The sequence below is a fragment of the Lysobacter panacisoli genome (assembly GCF_009765165.1).
GTDB lineage: Bacteria > Pseudomonadota > Gammaproteobacteria > Xanthomonadales > Xanthomonadaceae > Lysobacter_J > Lysobacter_J panacisoli.
Window position 1 is genome coordinate 639,545 of the sequence record NZ_VLNU01000001.1, and the last position, 15,598, is coordinate 655,142.

General features: G+C 69.1%; 17 protein-coding genes and 1 riboswitch. Of the genes, 6 read left to right on the forward strand and 11 right to left on the reverse strand.

The features are described from left to right. Nucleotides 1-102: 102 nt before the first annotated feature. The 3 genes from FOF45_RS03190 to FOF45_RS03200 are packed head-to-tail and all read left to right on the forward strand — an operon-like array spanning nt 103 to nt 2,985. Complete coding sequence (locus FOF45_RS03190) at nt 103-1,071, forward strand: DUF4349 domain-containing protein (RefSeq protein ID WP_158982570.1); 969 nt, start codon at nt 103-105, stop codon at nt 1,069-1,071. 1 nt (nt 1,072) lies between these two features. Beyond that, nucleotides 1,073-1,606, forward strand: a complete 534-nt coding sequence (locus tag FOF45_RS03195) for a metal-dependent hydrolase (RefSeq protein WP_158982571.1) — start codon at nt 1,073-1,075, stop codon at nt 1,604-1,606. Then, nucleotides 1,603-2,985 carry an FAD-binding oxidoreductase gene (locus FOF45_RS03200; protein ID WP_158982572.1) on the forward strand — a complete coding sequence of 461 codons (1,383 nt, stop codon included), beginning with the start codon at nt 1,603-1,605 and terminating at the stop codon, nt 2,983-2,985. Before FOF45_RS03195 ends, FOF45_RS03200 begins: the two co-directional genes overlap by 4 nt. A gap of 6 nt (nt 2,986-2,991) precedes the next feature. On the opposite strand, the gene FOF45_RS03205 is transcribed toward FOF45_RS03200, so the two are convergent. The 11 genes from FOF45_RS03205 to glyA form a co-directional block, all read right to left on the reverse strand. Next, a complete protein-coding gene (locus FOF45_RS03205) occupies nt 2,992-3,183 on the reverse strand; it encodes a hypothetical protein (RefSeq protein WP_158982573.1) in 192 nt (63 codons plus the stop codon). Nucleotides 3,184-3,270: 87 nt separating this feature from the next. Next, on the reverse strand, nt 3,271-4,239 hold the full coding sequence (gene thiL, locus FOF45_RS03210) for a thiamine-phosphate kinase (protein ID WP_158987175.1): 969 nt from the start codon (nt 4,237-4,239) through the stop codon (nt 3,271-3,273). 47 nt (nt 4,240-4,286) lie between these two features. Next, nucleotides 4,287-4,748 carry a transcription antitermination factor NusB gene (gene nusB / locus FOF45_RS03215; protein WP_158982574.1) on the reverse strand — a complete coding sequence of 154 codons (462 nt, stop codon included), beginning with the start codon at nt 4,746-4,748 and terminating at the stop codon, nt 4,287-4,289. Then, nucleotides 4,745-5,212 carry a 6,7-dimethyl-8-ribityllumazine synthase gene (ribH, locus tag FOF45_RS03220; RefSeq protein WP_158982575.1) on the reverse strand — a complete coding sequence of 156 codons (468 nt, stop codon included), beginning with the start codon at nt 5,210-5,212 and terminating at the stop codon, nt 4,745-4,747. Before ribH ends, nusB begins: the two co-directional genes overlap by 4 nt. Nucleotides 5,213-5,311: 99 nt before the next feature. Next, nucleotides 5,312-6,424: a 3,4-dihydroxy-2-butanone-4-phosphate synthase gene (ribB, locus tag FOF45_RS03225; protein ID WP_158982576.1), complete on the reverse strand. Its 1,113-nt coding sequence runs from the start codon at nt 6,422-6,424 to the stop codon at nt 5,312-5,314. Between the two features lie 23 nt (nt 6,425-6,447). Then, nucleotides 6,448-7,044, reverse strand: a complete 597-nt coding sequence (locus FOF45_RS03230) for a riboflavin synthase (protein ID WP_158982577.1) — start codon at nt 7,042-7,044, stop codon at nt 6,448-6,450. 177 nt (nt 7,045-7,221) lie between these two features. Next, nucleotides 7,222-7,402, reverse strand: a riboswitch (FMN riboswitch). Between the two features lie 107 nt (nt 7,403-7,509). Beyond that, nucleotides 7,510-8,274: a class I SAM-dependent methyltransferase gene (locus tag FOF45_RS03235; protein ID WP_158982578.1), complete on the reverse strand. Its 765-nt coding sequence runs from the start codon at nt 8,272-8,274 to the stop codon at nt 7,510-7,512. 10 nt (nt 8,275-8,284) lie between these two features. After that, complete coding sequence (gene ribD, locus FOF45_RS03240) at nt 8,285-9,382, reverse strand: bifunctional diaminohydroxyphosphoribosylaminopyrimidine deaminase/5-amino-6-(5-phosphoribosylamino)uracil reductase RibD (protein WP_158982579.1); 1,098 nt, start codon at nt 9,380-9,382, stop codon at nt 8,285-8,287. A gap of 5 nt (nt 9,383-9,387) precedes the next feature. Next, a complete protein-coding gene (nrdR, locus tag FOF45_RS03245; RefSeq protein ID WP_158982580.1) occupies nt 9,388-9,909 on the reverse strand; it encodes a transcriptional regulator NrdR in 522 nt (173 codons plus the stop codon). 36 nt (nt 9,910-9,945) lie between these two features. Then, nucleotides 9,946-10,455: an energy transducer TonB family protein gene (locus FOF45_RS03250; protein ID WP_158982581.1), complete on the reverse strand. Its 510-nt coding sequence runs from the start codon at nt 10,453-10,455 to the stop codon at nt 9,946-9,948. Nucleotides 10,456-10,464: 9 nt separating this feature from the next. Next, nucleotides 10,465-11,718 carry a serine hydroxymethyltransferase gene (gene glyA / locus FOF45_RS03255; RefSeq protein WP_158982582.1) on the reverse strand — a complete coding sequence of 418 codons (1,254 nt, stop codon included), beginning with the start codon at nt 11,716-11,718 and terminating at the stop codon, nt 10,465-10,467. Nucleotides 11,719-11,870: 152 nt separating this feature from the next. Between glyA and lpxO the strand changes: the two genes are divergently transcribed. The 3 genes from lpxO to pyrF all read left to right on the forward strand — a co-directional run bounded on the left by lpxO (nt 11,871) and on the right by pyrF (nt 15,557). Then, on the forward strand, nt 11,871-12,776 hold the full coding sequence (gene lpxO / locus FOF45_RS03260) for a lipid A hydroxylase LpxO (RefSeq protein WP_158982583.1): 906 nt from the start codon (nt 11,871-11,873) through the stop codon (nt 12,774-12,776). Between the two features lie 244 nt (nt 12,777-13,020). Then, nucleotides 13,021-14,682 carry an energy-dependent translational throttle protein EttA gene (gene ettA, locus FOF45_RS03265; protein WP_158982584.1) on the forward strand — a complete coding sequence of 554 codons (1,662 nt, stop codon included), beginning with the start codon at nt 13,021-13,023 and terminating at the stop codon, nt 14,680-14,682. A gap of 59 nt (nt 14,683-14,741) precedes the next feature. Beyond that, nucleotides 14,742-15,557 (forward strand): orotidine-5'-phosphate decarboxylase, encoded by an 816-nt coding sequence (pyrF, locus tag FOF45_RS03270; RefSeq protein ID WP_158982585.1) that lies wholly within the window; start codon nt 14,742-14,744, stop codon nt 15,555-15,557. Nucleotides 15,558-15,598: the final 41 nt, after the last annotated feature.

The following is a 15,598-nucleotide window of genomic DNA, read 5'->3' on the forward strand; positions in this document are numbered from 1 at the left end:
CCGGGACTCATTCGCCCAACCCCGATCGCCACCGGTATGCGTTAATCCCCCCCGGCGCGGCGACGACCGCGAACGCTGTTCCACAACGGAAGGGGACGATCGATGCGAACCACGCTGCACGCGGGCCTGCTGGCCTGCGCCTTGATGGCCGTGCTGGGCGGCTGCTCCCGGCAGAAGATGGCCGACGAGGCCGCGGCGGACGCGGCCTCCCCCGCGATGGAAACCGCCGCCGGCGCGGCCGCACCGCCTGCGGAGGCGCCATCCGCCGCTGCGCCGTCGCCCGACGTGCAGGCGCAACTGCAATCGAGCGCGACCACGCAGGAACAGGGCGAGCGTCGTTTCATCCGTACCGCGTCGGCCGAATTCCGCGTGCGCGACGTCTACCGCTCGACGCTGGCGATCGAGGACCTCGTCGCGCGCCAGGGCGGCTTCGTCGCCAACAACCGCGTGCAGGCGCATGTCGACGACATACAGCTGCGACCGAGTGGCGACGGCAAGCTGGTCGAGCTGGCGACCTACACCGTGCGCGGGAACCTGCAGGTGCGCGTGCCCAGCGAGCGTACGCAGGCCTTCCTGCGCGAGCTCGCGGCGCAGGTCGAGTTCCTCGACAGCCGCCAGTTCGACGCTGTCGATGCGCAGTTCGACCTGCTGCGCCAGCGGCTCGCGTACGCGCGCCACCAGGACGCACAGCACGCACTTGGCGACGCAGCGGCACAACGCGGCAAGGCCGGCGAGAAGGTGGATGCGATCTCCGCACGCGCCGACGCACAGTCGCAGCGCGACGAAGCGACGATCGCCCGCGCCACGCTGGAGGATCGCATCGCCTTCGCCACCATCGACCTCGCGCTGTACCAGTCGCCGCAGGTGCGCCGTACGGAGCGCATGGATGTCGATGCGGTCGTGCGTCGCGACGGACCCGGCTTCTTCGCCCGTCTCGGCCACGCGTTGCGCGTGGGTTGGCACGGAAGCCTGGAGGTGGTGATCGCACTGTCGCGCCTGTGGATGCTGTGGCTCGTCGTACTGGCGGCGGTCCTCGTGGTGCGCGCGCGCCGACGCCTTCGCAAGAGCTGACATGCCGACCGTCTTCACGCACGCCATCGTGCCGCTCGCGGCCGGCATCGCGCTCGGTTCGGTGCGCGTGTCGCCGCGACTGGTGGCGGCGGGAATGATCGCGGCGATGCTGCCCGACGCGGACGTTCTCGCGTTCGCGGCGGGCATTCCCTACGCCGATTCGTTCGGCCATCGCGGCGCGAGCCATTCGTTCGCGTTCGCGATGCTGGTCGCGCTGTCTGGTGCGTTGGCGCACCGGCCATTACGCACGCGTCCTGGTGTCGCGGCGGCGTGGCTGTTCGCGTGTTGCGCATCGCATCCGTTGCTGGATGCGCTGACCAATGGCGGACTCGGCGTCGCGCTGTGGTGGCCACTGTCGGACGCGCGCTGGTTCGCGCCGTGGCGCCCGATCGCGGTGTCGCCCATCGGTGCCGGATTCTTCAGTGCGCGTGGCCTCGCCGTGATCCTGTCGGAACTGCGCTGGATCTGGCTGCCATGCGCACTCATGGCCGTGGTGGGCTTCGCCACGCGGCGGGCGGTATCCTCGCGCACATGAGCCTGCTGTCCCCTGCCCTCGCCTCCCGACTGCACGCGCTGCTCGGCGAAGGCTGGCGCACCGATCCCAGCGAACGCCTCGCCTACGCCTACGACAACTCGCGTCGGCACTCGCTGCCGGATGCGGTCGCGCTGCCGGCTACGCGCGAACAGGTCGTCGCGCTGGTGCGTGCCTGCCACGACGCGCGCGTGCCGGTGATCGCACGCGGACGCGGCACCAACACCACCGGCGCGGCGGTGCCGGTGGCGGGCGGCGTGGTGGTGTCATTCGAACGGATGAACCGCATCCTCGACATTCGTCCGGGCGATCGTTGCGCGGTCGTGGAGGCAGGCGTGCTCAATGGCGACCTGCAGTCCGCGCTGAAGCCGCATGGCCTGTTCTGGCCACCCGACCCGACCAGCGCCGCGTACAGCACGGTCGGTGGCAACCTCGCCTGCAACGCCGGCGGCCCGCGCGCGGTGAAGTACGGCGCCAGTCGCGACAACGTGCTCGCGCTGACCGCGGTCACCGGCACGGGCGAGCTGATCCATTGCGGCACCGCGACCACCAAGGGCGCGACCGGATACGACCTGCAACGCCTGCTGGTCGGCAGCGAAGGCACGCTGGCACTGATCGTCGAAGCCAGCCTGCGCCTGACGCCGATGCCGCAGGCGCGACGCGCATTGCGCGCGCTCTATCGCGACGTGTCCTCCGCGGCGCAGGCAGTCGCGCGGCTGATGGCGCAGCCGGTCACGCCGTCGATGCTCGAATTCATGGACGGCGACGCCGTGCGTCTGGCGCGCGACGTCGGCGGTGCGGACCTGCCACCGGAAGCCGGCGCGTTGCTGATGATCGAGGCGGACGGCGACGCACAGACGTTGCCGTTCGCGATCGAAGCACTGATGCGCGCCGCCGAAGGCGATGGTCTGGTGTCGCTCGACGACGCCGCCGACGAGGCATCGCGCGAGAAGCTGTGGGCCGCGCGCAAGGCGCTGTCGCCGTCGCTGCGGACGCTCGCGCCGGGCAAGATCAACGAGGACGTGGTGGTGCCGGTGTCGCGCATCCCGCAACTCGTCGATGGCGTGCAGTCGCTGTCGCGCGAATTCGCACTGCCGATCGTGTGCTTCGGCCATGCGGGCAACGGCAACCTGCACGTCAACCTGCTTTACCACCCCGAGGACGCTGCCGAGAACGCTCGCGCCCATGCCGCGATGGCGCGCGTGTTCGCACTGGCGCTGTCGCTGGGAGGCACGCTGTCGGGCGAGCACGGCATCGGCCTGGCCAAGCGCGAATTCATGCCGCAGGCCATCGATGCGCCGACGCTGGCGATGATGCGCGCGGTCAAGGCCGCGTTCGATCCGGCCGGCATCCTCAATCCGGGCAAGCTGCTGCCGGACTGAGCGCGCTCAGAGGAACTGGTCGAGCTTCTTCATCACCAGCATCATGCCGACCACCCAGCACAGGATGACCAGCAGCACTGCGCCCCAGTTGCTGCCAACTACGCCGCGCCGGCGGTTGATGAAGAACATGATCACGAGCAACACGACAGGCACGATGAAAAACAACGTGCCGACCAGCAATCTCGTGTGCGTATCCACGCGAATCCTCCGTACTCGATGGGTACTGCCGAGGGCGGCGATGTCCGTCCTCCCGGACGACCGCCGTCGAGCCGATCTTACGCCGGCTCAGGGTCGTTGCGCGAAGTGCTCGAAGCCCGGACGTGCCGGTTGCCATTCGCGGCCGTCGGCATCGATCGCCCGCACCTGCCCGCCCGCGACGACGCGACCGATGCGCGCCACTGGGGTCGCGGCATCACGCGCGGCGCGTTCGACCCCGTCGCGCGACTGCGGCGACGCGGTGAAGCACAGCTCGTAGTCGTCGCCACCGGTGGCCTGCAAGGCGCGCCGTGTCGGTTCGTCGAAGGCGATGCGCAGCGCGTCGGATGCGGGCAGGCGATCGACTTCGATCTCGATGCCGACGCCGCTTGCACGGCACACGTGCGCCACGTCGGCGAGCAGTCCGTCGGAAACATCGATGCAGGCATGCGCGACGTTGGCGAGCGTTCGACCGAGCGCGACACGCGGCATCGGGCGGTCCAGCCGCACGCGCAACGTGGCATCGCGCGATGCGCCTTCACGCCATTGCGCCAGCGCACCGGCGGCATCACCGGGGGTGCCGCTGATCCACACGTCGTCGCCGACGCGCGCCGCATCGCGACGCAACGCGCGGCCGGGTTCGACGAAGCCGTGCACGGTCACGCAGATCGACAGCGGCCCGCGCGTGGTGTCGCCGCCGACGAGGGTGACATCGTGCTGCGCGGCGAGCGCAAGGAAGCCGTCGAGGAACGCGTCCAGCCATGCCGCGTCGGCCTGCGGCAACGACAGCGACAACGTGCACCAGGCCGGCTCGGCGCCCATCGCGGCAAGATCGGAGAGGTTCACCGCCAGCGACTTCCAGCCGATGTCGGCGGGCGCGGTGTCGTCGGGGAAATGCACACCCGTGTTGAGCGTGTCGGTGGCCACGACCAGCTGCTTGCCCGCAGGTACCTGCAGCAGCGCGGCGTCGTCGCCGATGCCGAGGATCACGTCGGCGCGCGCGGCAACGCGGGCGCGGATGCGGTCGATCAGATCGAATTCGGCAGCGCCGCGAGGGATGTCGGACACAGGATCCTCCGGCGCGCGGGACGCGATGTGCCGCGGGCTCAGCGCGGCCGCGGCGCCTTTACTTCCACCGCGCGCCACGCGGCGGCCGCGTGATCGAGCACGCCGTTGACGTAGGTGTGGCCGTGCTCTGCGCCGAAGCGCTTCACCGACTCGATCGCCTCGTTGATGACCACGCGGTACGGCACGTCCGGGCGGTGGCGCAGCTCGTAGGCGGCGATGCGCAGCGCGGCGCGCTCGATCGCATCGACCTGGTCGATGTCGCGGTCGAGGAACGGCTTGAGCGCGTCGTCCAGGTCTTCGCAGTGTTGTTCGACACCGCGCACCAGGTCCTCGAAGTACTCGAGGTCCGCCTGTTCCTTGGCCTGTTCGTGCGCGAACTGCGCGATCACCTCGCGCGCGGCGGTGCCGGACATCTGCCAGGCGTAGACGGCCTGCAGCGCGCGACGACGCGCACGCGAGCGGGCGACCGGATCGATTCCATCGGGACGACGACGGTTCATGGCAGTTGTTCCAGCAGGTGGCTCATTTCCAATGCGGCCAGCGCCGCCTCCTCGCCCTTGTTGCCGTGGCTGCCGCCAGCGCGGGCCTCGGCATCCTCGTGGCGTTCCACCGCGAGCACGCCGTTGGCGACCGGCATGCCGTAATCCAGTGCGACCCGCATCAGGGCCTCGGAACATCCGTCGGCGACCTGTTCGTAATGGCGCGTATCGCCGCGTACCACGCATCCCAGCGCGACCACCGCCGCATGGCGGCCCGACTTGGCCAGCTGTGCGGCCACGACCGGGATCTCCCACGCGCCGGGCACCCGGATCACGTCCACCGCGTCCTCGGCCACGCCGTTGTCGGCGAAGGTCTTGCGGGCGCCGGCGACCAGCGTATCGGTGATGCGCGGGTTCCAGCGGCTGGCGATGATCGCGAAGCGCGCGCCCTGGGGGCTGCGCAGGTCGCCTTCGTAGTGGGTCATGGGGTGTTCTTCATAAGGCCGGGAAGTTTACCCGACGGGCGTCATGGCCCGGGTAAGCGAAGCGAACCCGGAGCCGTGCGGACCCGGGTGCGGAGGTGCTCAATGCGGCAGTTCGACGTACTCGACCACTTCCAGCCCGAAGCCAGCCAGGCCGATCTGCTTGCGCGGCGTGCCGAGCACGCGCAGGCGGCCCAGCCCGAGGTCGGCAAGGATCTGTCCGCCAGCACCGTTCCGGCGCCACTCGGCCAGGGCATGGGCGCGGGCCGACGGCGTTTCGTCCGGGTGCTGGGGCGCGCGGATCCGCGCCAGCAGGGCATCGGCATCGGCGTGGTCGGCCAGCAGGACCAGCGCACCACGATCCTCCGCGGCGATCATCCGAAGCACGTCGCCGACCGCGGGGCCGAAATCCGGGCGTCGCCAGTGCAGCGCGTCGGCCAGCGGGTTCTGCACGTGCACGCGCACCAGCGTCGGCGTGGCCGGATCGGCGTCGCCACGGCGCAGGGCGAAATGCAGCGCGTGGCTGAGTCGATCGCGGTAGGTGAAGAGCCGGAACGGGCCGTGCTCGGTCTGGATCTCGCGCTCGTCGACGCGCTCGACCGTGTGCTCGGTGGCGAGGCGGTAGCGGATGAGTTCCTCGATCGAGCCGATCTTGAGTCCGTGCTCGGCGGCGAACGCCTCCAGCTCCGGGCGGCGCGCCATGCTGCCGTCGGGATTGAGGATCTCCACCAGCACGCCGGCTGGCTCCAGCCCGGCGAGCAGCGCCAGGTCGGAAGCGGCTTCCGTATGGCCGGCACGGTTGAGCACGCCACCGGGCTGCGCCTGCAACGGGAAGATATGGCCGGGCTGCGAGAGGTCGCTCGCCGCCGCATCCGGGCGCACGGCGGTGCGCACGGTATGCGCGCGGTCGTAGGCACTGATGCCGGTGGTGACGCCCTCGGCGGCCTCGATGCTCACGGTGAAGTTGGTATGGTGCGGCGACGTGTTGTCGCGCACCATCGGCGGCAATCCGAGCTGGCGGCACCGTTCGCGCGTGAGCGACAGGCACACCAGGCCGCGCGCGTGCGTGACCATGAAGTTGATGTCCTGCGGACGCACGAGTTCTGCGGCCATGATCAGGTCGCCTTCGTTCTCGCGGTCTTCGTCGTCGACGATCACGACCATGCGGCCGTTGCGGATTTCTTCCAGCAGTTCGGGGATCGGGCTGAAGGGCATTGCGGTGGTCCGTGTCAGTGCGGTCAGGCGCGACCGGCGAGCAGGCGCTCGACGTAACGCGCGACGAGGTCGATCTCGAGGTTCACGGCATCGCCGACGCGCGTGTCGGCGAAGCGCGTGTTCGCGACGGTGTGCGGGATCAGTGCCACTTCGAAGCCGGCGTCATCGACTTCGTTGACGGTGAGGCTGACGCCGTCGACGCAGATCGATCCCTTCTTGGCGACGTAGCGCAGCAGTGACGCGGGCGCGGAAAAACGCCAGCGCTGGGCGCGTGCATCGGGGACGATGCCTTCGACGCGGCCGAGGCCATCGACGTGGCCGCTGACCAGATGCCCACCGAGGCGGTCGGTCGGACGCATCGCGCGCTCCAGGTTCACCGCGTCGCCCGGCTGCAACGCGCCGAGCGTGGTGAGCGAGAGGGTCTCGTTGGAGGCGTCGGCGGCGAAGCTCGTCGCGTCGAACGCGACCACCGTGAGGCACACGCCGTTGACGGCGATGCTCTCGCCCATCTGCACCGCGTCGAACGGCAGCGAGCCGACCTCGACGGTCAGGCGCACGTCGCCGCCGCGGCGCTCGGTGGTGGCGAGGCGGCCGACGCCTTCGATGATTCCGGTGAACATCAGCGCGCGCTCCGCCGCGACGGGCACGCGGAGAACAGGGCCTTTCTTGAGATTCCCGCACATGGATGTGCGGGCTGTTGCGGAGGGATCTGCATGTGAAACGTTTCCCGCATCCAAAGAACGAATGAGCGAAACGCCTCAAGGCATGAGGCAGGCCCACGGCGCGAGGCCGTGTGCGGCTGTCTTCTTTCATCCGGACTTTCCGGAATCCGCGCGATTGCACGGGTTCCGACCGTCGGCTCCGGCATTGGACCGGATCTGCTGACCTGCACCGTGGGGCGCAGCGCTCGCGGGCTCGCACGCCGGACCAGCCGTGCCTACCGCCGGTGGGGAATTCCACCCCGCCCTGAAGACGTCGTGTTGTGGTTGCCGGCGAACCGGCGCGGGAATTCTAGCATCCGGGTCCGGGCCGACCGGCCGGATGGACTGTTCCATGCCTGGCCCCGGAGGCCGGGGGAACAGCCCTCAGGGCTTGCGGCGCAGGTGCAGGAACAGCGGCCACTGGATCGTGCGGGCCTCGTCCGGATCGCCCCAGGCCGCGGCCAGCGCGGGCGCATAGTGCGCGACCGGGTCCACGCCCGTGTCGGCAGCGCAGCGCGCGACCGCCGACATGCTCGACAGGTAGCGCAGGAAATGCGCCAGCGACCACTCCATCTCCAGCCACATGGACGGCACCGGCAGCGCCGGGAACGGCCAGTCGTAGCCGGCGTAACGGGCGTCGATCTGCGCGCGCTCCGGCGGCCAGTACGGATCGATGCGGACGCGGAATTCCTCCACCACCTCGACCATCCCTTCCGGGGCGAGGAAATCCGCATAGCCCCACGCCGCCAGCACACCACCGGGCGTGAGCACGCGTGCGCATTCGGCGAAGAAGCGCGCGCGATCGAACCAGTGCAGCGCCTGCGCCACGGCCACGAGTTGCACGCTCGCACCGGCGAGTGCGGTGCGCTCGGCCGGTTCGACCACGAGCGCGACCTTGGCGTCGTCGCGGTCCGCAGCCCAGTGCCGGGCCAGCTGCTGCGCGCTCGGCTCGGTCGCATGGACGTGGGCGAAGCGCGCCGCGAGTCCGCGCGTGGCCTGGCCGCTGCCGCAACCGGGTTCCCACACGCGCGCCGTCGCGGGCACGACCGCGGCGATCGCGTCGAACAGTGCGTGGGGATATTCCGGCCGCGCCTGCGCGTAGGCCTCGGCCATGCCGGAGAAGTGATCCTTGAAGTTCGAGCCGCTCATGGGCGCGCCCTCACGCGTTGGATTCGGGTCTCAGCAGCAGGCGGACGTCCTGGCCCAGGTAGCGCGATTCGACGATCGACATGCGCAACTTCTGCGCCATCGTGTCGATCGACAGTCCGTCGAACATCGGCCGCGCACGTTCGCCCAGCAAGACCGGCGCGACGTACAGCAGTACCTCGTCGACCAGTCCCGCGCCGAGGAACGCACCGGCGAGCGTCGCGCCGGCTTCGAGCTGGATCTCGTTGACGCCGCGTTCGGCGAGCAGGCGCAGCACCGCATCGAGATCGAAGCGGCCTTCGCGCACCGGCACCGACGCCAGCTGCGCCTGGATACCGCGCGGCGGCTTCGCGTCGGGCGCATGGATGTAGAGCGTGGGCGCGTCGCCCTCGCGCACGCGGCCGCGCGCAACGGTGGCCAGGCCCGGATCGAGCACCACGCGCAGCGGCGCCACGAACGGCGTGTCGTCGCCCAGTCGCACGGTGAGCTGCGGATCGTCGGCGAGCACGGTGCCCGCACCGGTGACGATCGCGCCGGAGCGCGCGCGCCAGTGCTGCACGTCCATGCGCGACGCCTCGCCGCTGATCCACTTTGATTCGCCGTTGGCGAGCGCGCTGCGTCCGTCGAGGCTGGTCGCCAGCTTCACCCGCAGCCACGGGCGCCCGCGCTGCACGCGCGACAGGAAACCGCGGTTGAGCACGCGTGCCTGCGTTTCCATCAAACCCGATTCGACCGTGATGCCGGCAGCGCGCAGTCTCTCGAAACCGGCACCGTCGACCTGCGGGAACGGATCGCGCATCGCCGCGACCACGCGCGACACGCCGGCCGCGATCAGCGCATCCGCGCACGGACCGGTGCGGCCGGTATGCGCGCACGGTTCCAGCGTGACGTATGCGGTCGCGCCCTTCGCGCGTTCGCCCGCGGCGCGCAGTGCGAACACTTCCGCGTGCGGCTCACCCGCGCGCTGGTGCCAGCCTTCGCCGACGATCTCCTCGCCGTGCGCGATGACGCTGCCGACCATCGGATTGGGCTTGGTGGTGTACAGGCCGCGCTCGGCCAGGCGCAGCGCGTGCGCCATCATTGCGTGGTCGGTGGCGGTGAAAGCGGTCATCGGCTTCAGCGTTTCCGGTTGCGCGGCGCGGGCTCAGGCTCGCCGTCGAGCAGCGGCAGCTGGCCTTCGCCGGAGCTGTCGCTTTCCAGGCGATCGAGTTCCTCGCGGAAATCGGCCACGTCCTGGAACGCACGGTAGACCGAGGCGAAGCGCACGTAGGCGACGTGGTCGAGCTTGCGCAGCTCGGCCATGACGAAATCGCCGACGCGGCGCGAGGGCAGTTCGCGCTCGGCGGTCATGCGCAGGTGGTGGACGACGGCGCGCACCGAGGTTTCGATCTGCTCCTCCGACACCGGCCGCTTCTGCAGTGCGCGGTCGAAGCTGGCGCGCAGCTTGCGTGCGTCGAATGCTTCGCGACGACCGTCGCTCTTGATGATCAGCGGCAGCTTGAGTTCGATGGTTTCCAGCGTGGAAAAGCGCTCGCCGCAGGCCTCGCACACGCGGCGGCGGCGGATCGTGGCGCCGTCGTCGGACACGCGCGAATCGATCACGCGGGTGTCGTTGTGCTGGCAGAACGGACAATGCATGGTTCGCCTCTCAGCCTGCCCGTTGTCGGGCCGGGATCAACGCAGGGAGTAATCCAGCGGCACGAAGAACGCGATGCGCGTCGGCACGCCGGCGCAGGTCATCGGGGAAAAACGGATGCGCTCGACGGTCTCGACCGCGGCCTCGCCGAACGAGGCATCGGTCGCACACACCGCCTTCACCGTGTCGATCCCGCCGCGTTCGTCCAGCCGCACCAGCACGTGCGCCGATCCGTTGGCGAGCGTCGACACAGGCGAATTGCCGTGCGACGGAAGTTCCAGCTTGCCGGGTCCGTCGCAGCCTTCCGGCGGCTCCTGCCAGTCGTGGACCAGTCCTTCGACTTCCTCGGCCGAGAGCATCTGCACCGATCCCACCGTGCATGCACGGCTGGACTGGTCGAAGCGCGCGCCCAGCGCCAGCGCCGGATTGGCGGGCGTGGAGCTGAGCACGCGGACCTGTTCCGGCGCGTCGGCCGCGCGCGATGGCGCGACCGAGCACGATGTCACCAGCCACGTGGTCGCGACGAGCGCGACGGCGCGATACGGCATGCGCATCGATCAGCCGTAGACCGGGAACTTCTTGCACTGCGCCGTCACCTTGTCGCGCACGGCGGCGATGACGCTGTCGTCGTTCGGTGCATCGAGGACATCGCAGATCCAGTTGGCCAGTTCGACGCAGTCCGCTTCCAGGTAGCCACGCGTGGTCACCGCCGGGGTGCCGATGCGCAGGCCCGAGGTCACGAACGGCTTCTGCGGATCGTTGGGCACCGCGTTCTTGTTGACCGTGATGTGCGCCTTGCCGAGCGCGGCTTCCGCGTCCTTGCCGGTCACGCCCTTGCCGATCATGTCGATCAGCATCAGGTGGTTCTGCGTGCCGCCGGAGACGATCTTGTAGCCGCGCGCGATGATCGTCTTCGCCATCGCCTGCGCGTTCTTCACGACCTGCTGCTGGTAGGCGGTGAAGTCCGGCTCCAACGCTTCCTTGAAGGCCACCGCCTTGGCGGCGATGACGTGCATCAGCGGCCCGCCCTGGATGCCCGGGAAGACGATGCTCTGCAGCTTCTTCACCAGCTCCTCGGACGGATCCTTGGCCACGATGATGCCGCCGCGCGGGCCGCGCAGGGTCTTGTGCGTGGTCGAAGTGACGACGTGCGCGTGCGGCAGCGGGTTCGGGTACACGCCCGCGGCGACCAGGCCGGCGACGTGCGCCATGTCCACGAACAGGTACGCGCCGACCTTGTCGGCGATGGCGCGGAAGCGCGCCCAGTCGATCTGCTGCGAATACGCCGAGAAACCGGCCACGACCATCTTCGGCTTGTGCTCCAGCGCCAGCTTCTCGACTTCGTCGTAATCGATCAGGCCCTGGTCGTTCACGCCGTACTGGACGGCGTTGAACAGCTTGCCGGAGGCGTTGACCTTGGCGCCGTGGGTCAGATGGCCGCCGTGCGCCAGCGACATGCCCAGGATGGTGTCGCCCGGATTCAGCAGGGCGAAGTACACCGCCTGGTTGGCCTGCGAGCCCGAATGCGGCTGCACGTTGGCGTAATCGGCCCCGAACAGCTTCTTCAGCCGGTCGATCGCGAGCTGCTCGGCGATGTCCACGTATTCGCAGCCGCCGTAGTAGCGCTTGCCCGGGTAGCCCTCGGCGTACTTGTTGGTGAGCACGCTGCCCTGGGCCTCGAGCACGCGCGGCGAGGCGTAGTTTTCCGAGGCGATCAGCTCGACGTGATCCTCCTGGCGGCGCGCTTCGTTGGCGATGGCCTGGGCGAGTTCATCGTCGTAGCCGGCGATGCGGGCGGAGCTGGGGAACATTCGCGAACCTCGGTGACGGGGGTGATGGGGCCTGAAAAGCTGGCGCGGCCAGGCCGAAGATGGTAGCCCAGGCCTTAAAATGCGGCCAGCAAACCGCCGCGCGCGGGTCGCCGCCTCCGCCTTCCCCACCCCCACAGGGAATCCTCCGACCGATGAAATGGGTCTTCGTCCTGCTGTTCCTCGCCAGCGCGGTGTATGTGCACCGCCGTGGCCGGGTGCGGCACCGCCTGGGCCGGCAATTGCTGGACCACTCCACCTTCATGGCCCCGCTCAACGTGCTGATGTACGCGTTCTCGCGGGTCCCCACCACGCCGTTCATCGACGATCCGGCCCGGCATTTCCCGGAGCTGGAACCCCTGCGCGAGCAGTGGCCGCAGATCCGCGCCGAGGCCCTGCGCCTGCGCGAGATGCAGCAGATCAAGGCCGCCGACGGTTACACCGACGTGGGCTTCAACTCGTTCTTCCGGCGCGGCTGGAAGCGCTTCTACCTGAAGTGGTACGACGAGGCCCACCCCTCGGCGGCCGAGCTGTGCCCGCAGACCACGGCCCTGCTGCGCCGGATCCCGAGCGTGAAGGCGGCGATGTTCACCGAGCTGCCGCCCGGCAGCGAGCTGCGCCCGCATCGCGACCCCTACGCCGGCTCGCTGCGCCTGCACCTGGGCCTGGACACGCCCAACGACGACGGATGCTTCATCGAGGTCGACGGCCAGCGCTACAGCTGGCGCGACGGCCAGTGGACGATGTTCGACGAGACCTACATCCACAGCGCCCGCAACGACACCCAGGGCAACCGCGTCATCCTGTTCTGCGACGTCGAGCGTCCGCTGCGCTTCGCCCCGGTGCGGGCGCTGAACCGCTTCGTCGCGCGCCACCTGATCGCGGCCGGGGCCTCGCCCAACCAGGAAGGTGACCGCACCGGCGGCATCAACCGCCTGTTCAAGTACTTCTACGCCGTGCGCCTGAGGGCCAAGGCCCTGCGCGAGCGCAACCAGTCGCTGTATTACGGCCTGAAGTACGCCAGCGTCGCGCTGGCCGTCGCGTTCATCGTCTGGGTCTGAACAGCCGAAGCCTGCGGTCGTAGCCCGGGTAAGCGCAGCGCACCCGGGTAACAGGCTTCCGGAACCGCCCGGCCCCGGGTGCGCTGCGCTTACCCGGGCTACGCCTCTCGGCCGCCTGGCAACCTGAAGCCCGCCCGCCCCGCAGGCTGGGAAAGCCGCCCCGCGTCGGGGATAATTGGCGCTTCCGTCCGTCCGTCCTGGCCACTTCCGGCCGGATCGGGCGCGTCCCGGTTCCGGAGATCGCATGCAATACATCTACACCATGAACGGCGTCAGCAAGGTCGTGCCGCCGAAGCGTCAGATCATCAAGGACATCTCGCTGTCCTTCTTCCCCGGCGCGAAGATCGGCCTTCTGGGCCTGAACGGCGCGGGCAAGTCGACCGTGCTGAAGATCATGGCCGGTGTGGACACCGATTTCGTCGGCGAGGCCCGCCCGCAGCCCGGCATCAAGGTCGGCTACCTGCCGCAGGAACCGCAGCTGGACCCGGAAAAGACCGTGCGCGAAGCGGTCGAGGAAGGCGTCGGCGAAGTGCTCAACGCGCAGGCCGCGCTGGAAGCCGTGTACGCCGCCTATGCCGAGGAAGGCGCCGACTTCGACGCGCTCGCCAAGGAACAGGAACGCCTCGAGGCGATCCTCGCCGCCGGCGACGCGCACACGCTGGAGAACCAGCTGGAAATCGCTGCCGACGCGCTGCGCCTGCCGCCGTGGGACGCGACGATCGGCAAGCTCTCCGGCGGTGAGAAACGCCGCGTCGCACTGTGCCGCCTGCTGCTGCAGAAGCCGGACATGCTGCTGCTCGACGAACCGACCAACCACCTCGACGCCGAATCGGTCGAGTGGCTGGAGCAGTTCCTCGCGCGTTACACCGGCACCGTCGTCGCGGTCACCCACGATCGCTACTTCCTCGACAACGCCGCCGAGTGGATCCTCGAACTCGACCGCGGCCGTGGCATTCCGTGGAAGGGCAACTACACCGAGTGGCTGGTCCAGAAGGACGAGCGCCTCAAGCAGGAAGAGAACCAGGAGAAGTCGCGCCAGAAGGCCATCCAGAAGGAACTGGAATGGGCGCGCCAGAACGCCAAGGGCGGCCGCTCCAAGGGCAAGGCACGCCTTGCGCGCATCGAAGAGCTGCAGTCTGTCGATTACCAGAAGCGCCAGGAAACGAACGAGATCTTCATTCCGCCCGGCGAGCGCCTGGGCAACAAGGTCATCGAGTTCAAGAACGTCAGCAAGAAGTTCGGCGACCGCCTGCTCATCGACAACCTGAGCTTCTCGGTCCCGCCGGGCGCGATCGTCGGCATCATCGGCCCCAACGGCGCCGGCAAGTCGACGCTGTTCAAGATGATCACGGGCCAGGAAAAGCCGGACAGCGGCGAGATCGACATGGGCTCGACGGTGAAGCTCGCCTACGTCGACCAGAGCCGCGACAAGCTGGAAGGCAACCACAACGTCTTCCAGGAAGTCTCCGGCGGCCTGGACATCCTCAACATCAACGGCATCGAGATCCAGTCGCGCGCCTACATCGGTCGCTTCAACTTCAAGGGCCAGGACCAGCAGAAGCTGGTCGGCACGCTGTCGGGCGGTGAACGCGGTCGCCTGCACATGGCCAAGACCCTGCTGCAGGGCGGCAACGTGCTGCTGCTCGACGAACCGTCGAACGACCTGGACATCGAAACGCTGCGTGCGCTGGAAGACGCGCTGCTCGAGTTCCCCGGCAACACATTCGTCATTTCGCACGACCGCTGGTTCCTGGACCGCATCGCCACGCACATCCTCGCCTTCGAAGGCGACTCGCACGTGGAGTTCTTCCAGGGCAACTACCGCGAGTACGAGGAAGACAAGAAGCGTCGCCTCGGCGCGGAAGGCGCACAGCCGCACCGCCTGCGGTTCAAGGCGCTGAAGTAAGGCCGCACCGGACGCCCGCCGCAAGGCGGGCGTCGTCACGATTGGAACGAGGAATCCCGATGAGCTTCATGCAGGCACTGCGCACGCGCTGGTCCAACGCCGACTCCCTCGTCTGCGTGGGCCTCGATCCCGAGCCGGCGAAGTTCCCCGCGCGGTTCGCCAACGACGCCGACGCGGTGTTCGCCTTCTGCCGCGACATCGTCGATGCCACCGCGCCGTACGTGTGCGCGTTCAAGCCGCAGATCGCGCATTTCGCCGCGCTCGGTGCGGAAGACGCGCTGGCGCGGCTGATCGCGCACATCCACGCAGCGCATGCCGGCATCCCGGTGATCCTCGACAGCAAGCGCGGCGACATCGGCAGCACGGCGCAGCATTACGCGGCCGAAGCGTTCGACCGCTATCGCGCCGACGCGGTCACCGCCAATCCTTACCTCGGCCGCGATTCGGTGCAGCCGTTCCTCGACCGTGCCGATCGCGGCGTGGTCGTCCTGTGCCGCACGTCCAATCCGGGCGCGGGCGATCTGCAGGACCTCGTCGTCGACGGTCGTCCGCTGTACCAGCACGTCGCACACAAGGTCGCGCACGAATGGAATGGCCACGGCAACTGCTCGCTGGTCGTCGGCGCGACGTGGCCGGCGCAGCTGAAGGAAGTGCGCGCGATCGTCGGATCCGAGGTTCCGTTCCTCGTACCCGGCGTCGGCGCGCAGGGCGGCGATGTCGAGGCGGTCGTGACCAATGCGAAGACCGCCGATGGCACCGGCCTGATCGTCAGCAGCTCGCGCGCTGTGCTTTACGCGTCGAACGGCGACGACTTCGCGCAGGCGGCCGCGAACGCGGCTCGCGAGCTGCGGGACCAGATCAACCGGTACCGCTGAAGCGCGCGCTGGCGCGTCCCCGTGAGAGGGACAGGTGACGA

Excerpts from the sequence above, each read along its gene's own strand:
- ribB (WP_158982576.1), bottom strand. The coding sequence starts at position 6,424 with ATGCCCTTCAGCCCGATCCCCGAACTGCTGGAAGAAATCCGCAACGGC.
- ribD (WP_158982579.1), bottom strand. The coding sequence starts at position 9,382 with ATGACCGCTTTCACCGCCACCGACCACGCAATGATGGCGCACGCGCTG.
- FOF45_RS03235 (WP_158982578.1), bottom strand. The coding sequence starts at position 8,274 with ATGAGCGGCTCGAACTTCAAGGATCACTTCTCCGGCATGGCCGAGGCC.
- FOF45_RS03190 (WP_158982570.1), top strand. The coding sequence starts at position 103 with ATGCGAACCACGCTGCACGCGGGCCTGCTGGCCTGCGCCTTGATGGCC.
- FOF45_RS03195 (WP_158982571.1), top strand. The coding sequence starts at position 1,073 with ATGCCGACCGTCTTCACGCACGCCATCGTGCCGCTCGCGGCCGGCATC.
- ettA (WP_158982584.1), top strand. The coding sequence starts at position 13,021 with ATGCAATACATCTACACCATGAACGGCGTCAGCAAGGTCGTGCCGCCG.
- pyrF (WP_158982585.1), top strand. The coding sequence starts at position 14,742 with ATGAGCTTCATGCAGGCACTGCGCACGCGCTGGTCCAACGCCGACTCC.
- FOF45_RS03230 (WP_158982577.1), bottom strand. The coding sequence starts at position 7,044 with ATGTTCACCGGAATCATCGAAGGCGTCGGCCGCCTCGCCACCACCGAG.
- lpxO (WP_158982583.1), top strand. The coding sequence starts at position 11,871 with ATGAAATGGGTCTTCGTCCTGCTGTTCCTCGCCAGCGCGGTGTATGTG.
- glyA (WP_158982582.1), bottom strand. The coding sequence starts at position 11,718 with ATGTTCCCCAGCTCCGCCCGCATCGCCGGCTACGACGATGAACTCGCC.
- FOF45_RS03200 (WP_158982572.1), top strand. The coding sequence starts at position 1,603 with ATGAGCCTGCTGTCCCCTGCCCTCGCCTCCCGACTGCACGCGCTGCTC.
- ribH (WP_158982575.1), bottom strand. The coding sequence starts at position 5,212 with ATGACCCACTACGAAGGCGACCTGCGCAGCCCCCAGGGCGCGCGCTTC.
- nusB (WP_158982574.1), bottom strand. The coding sequence starts at position 4,748 with ATGAACCGTCGTCGTCCCGATGGAATCGATCCGGTCGCCCGCTCGCGT.
- FOF45_RS03250 (WP_158982581.1), bottom strand. The coding sequence starts at position 10,455 with ATGCCGTATCGCGCCGTCGCGCTCGTCGCGACCACGTGGCTGGTGACA.
- nrdR (WP_158982580.1), bottom strand. The coding sequence starts at position 9,909 with ATGCATTGTCCGTTCTGCCAGCACAACGACACCCGCGTGATCGATTCG.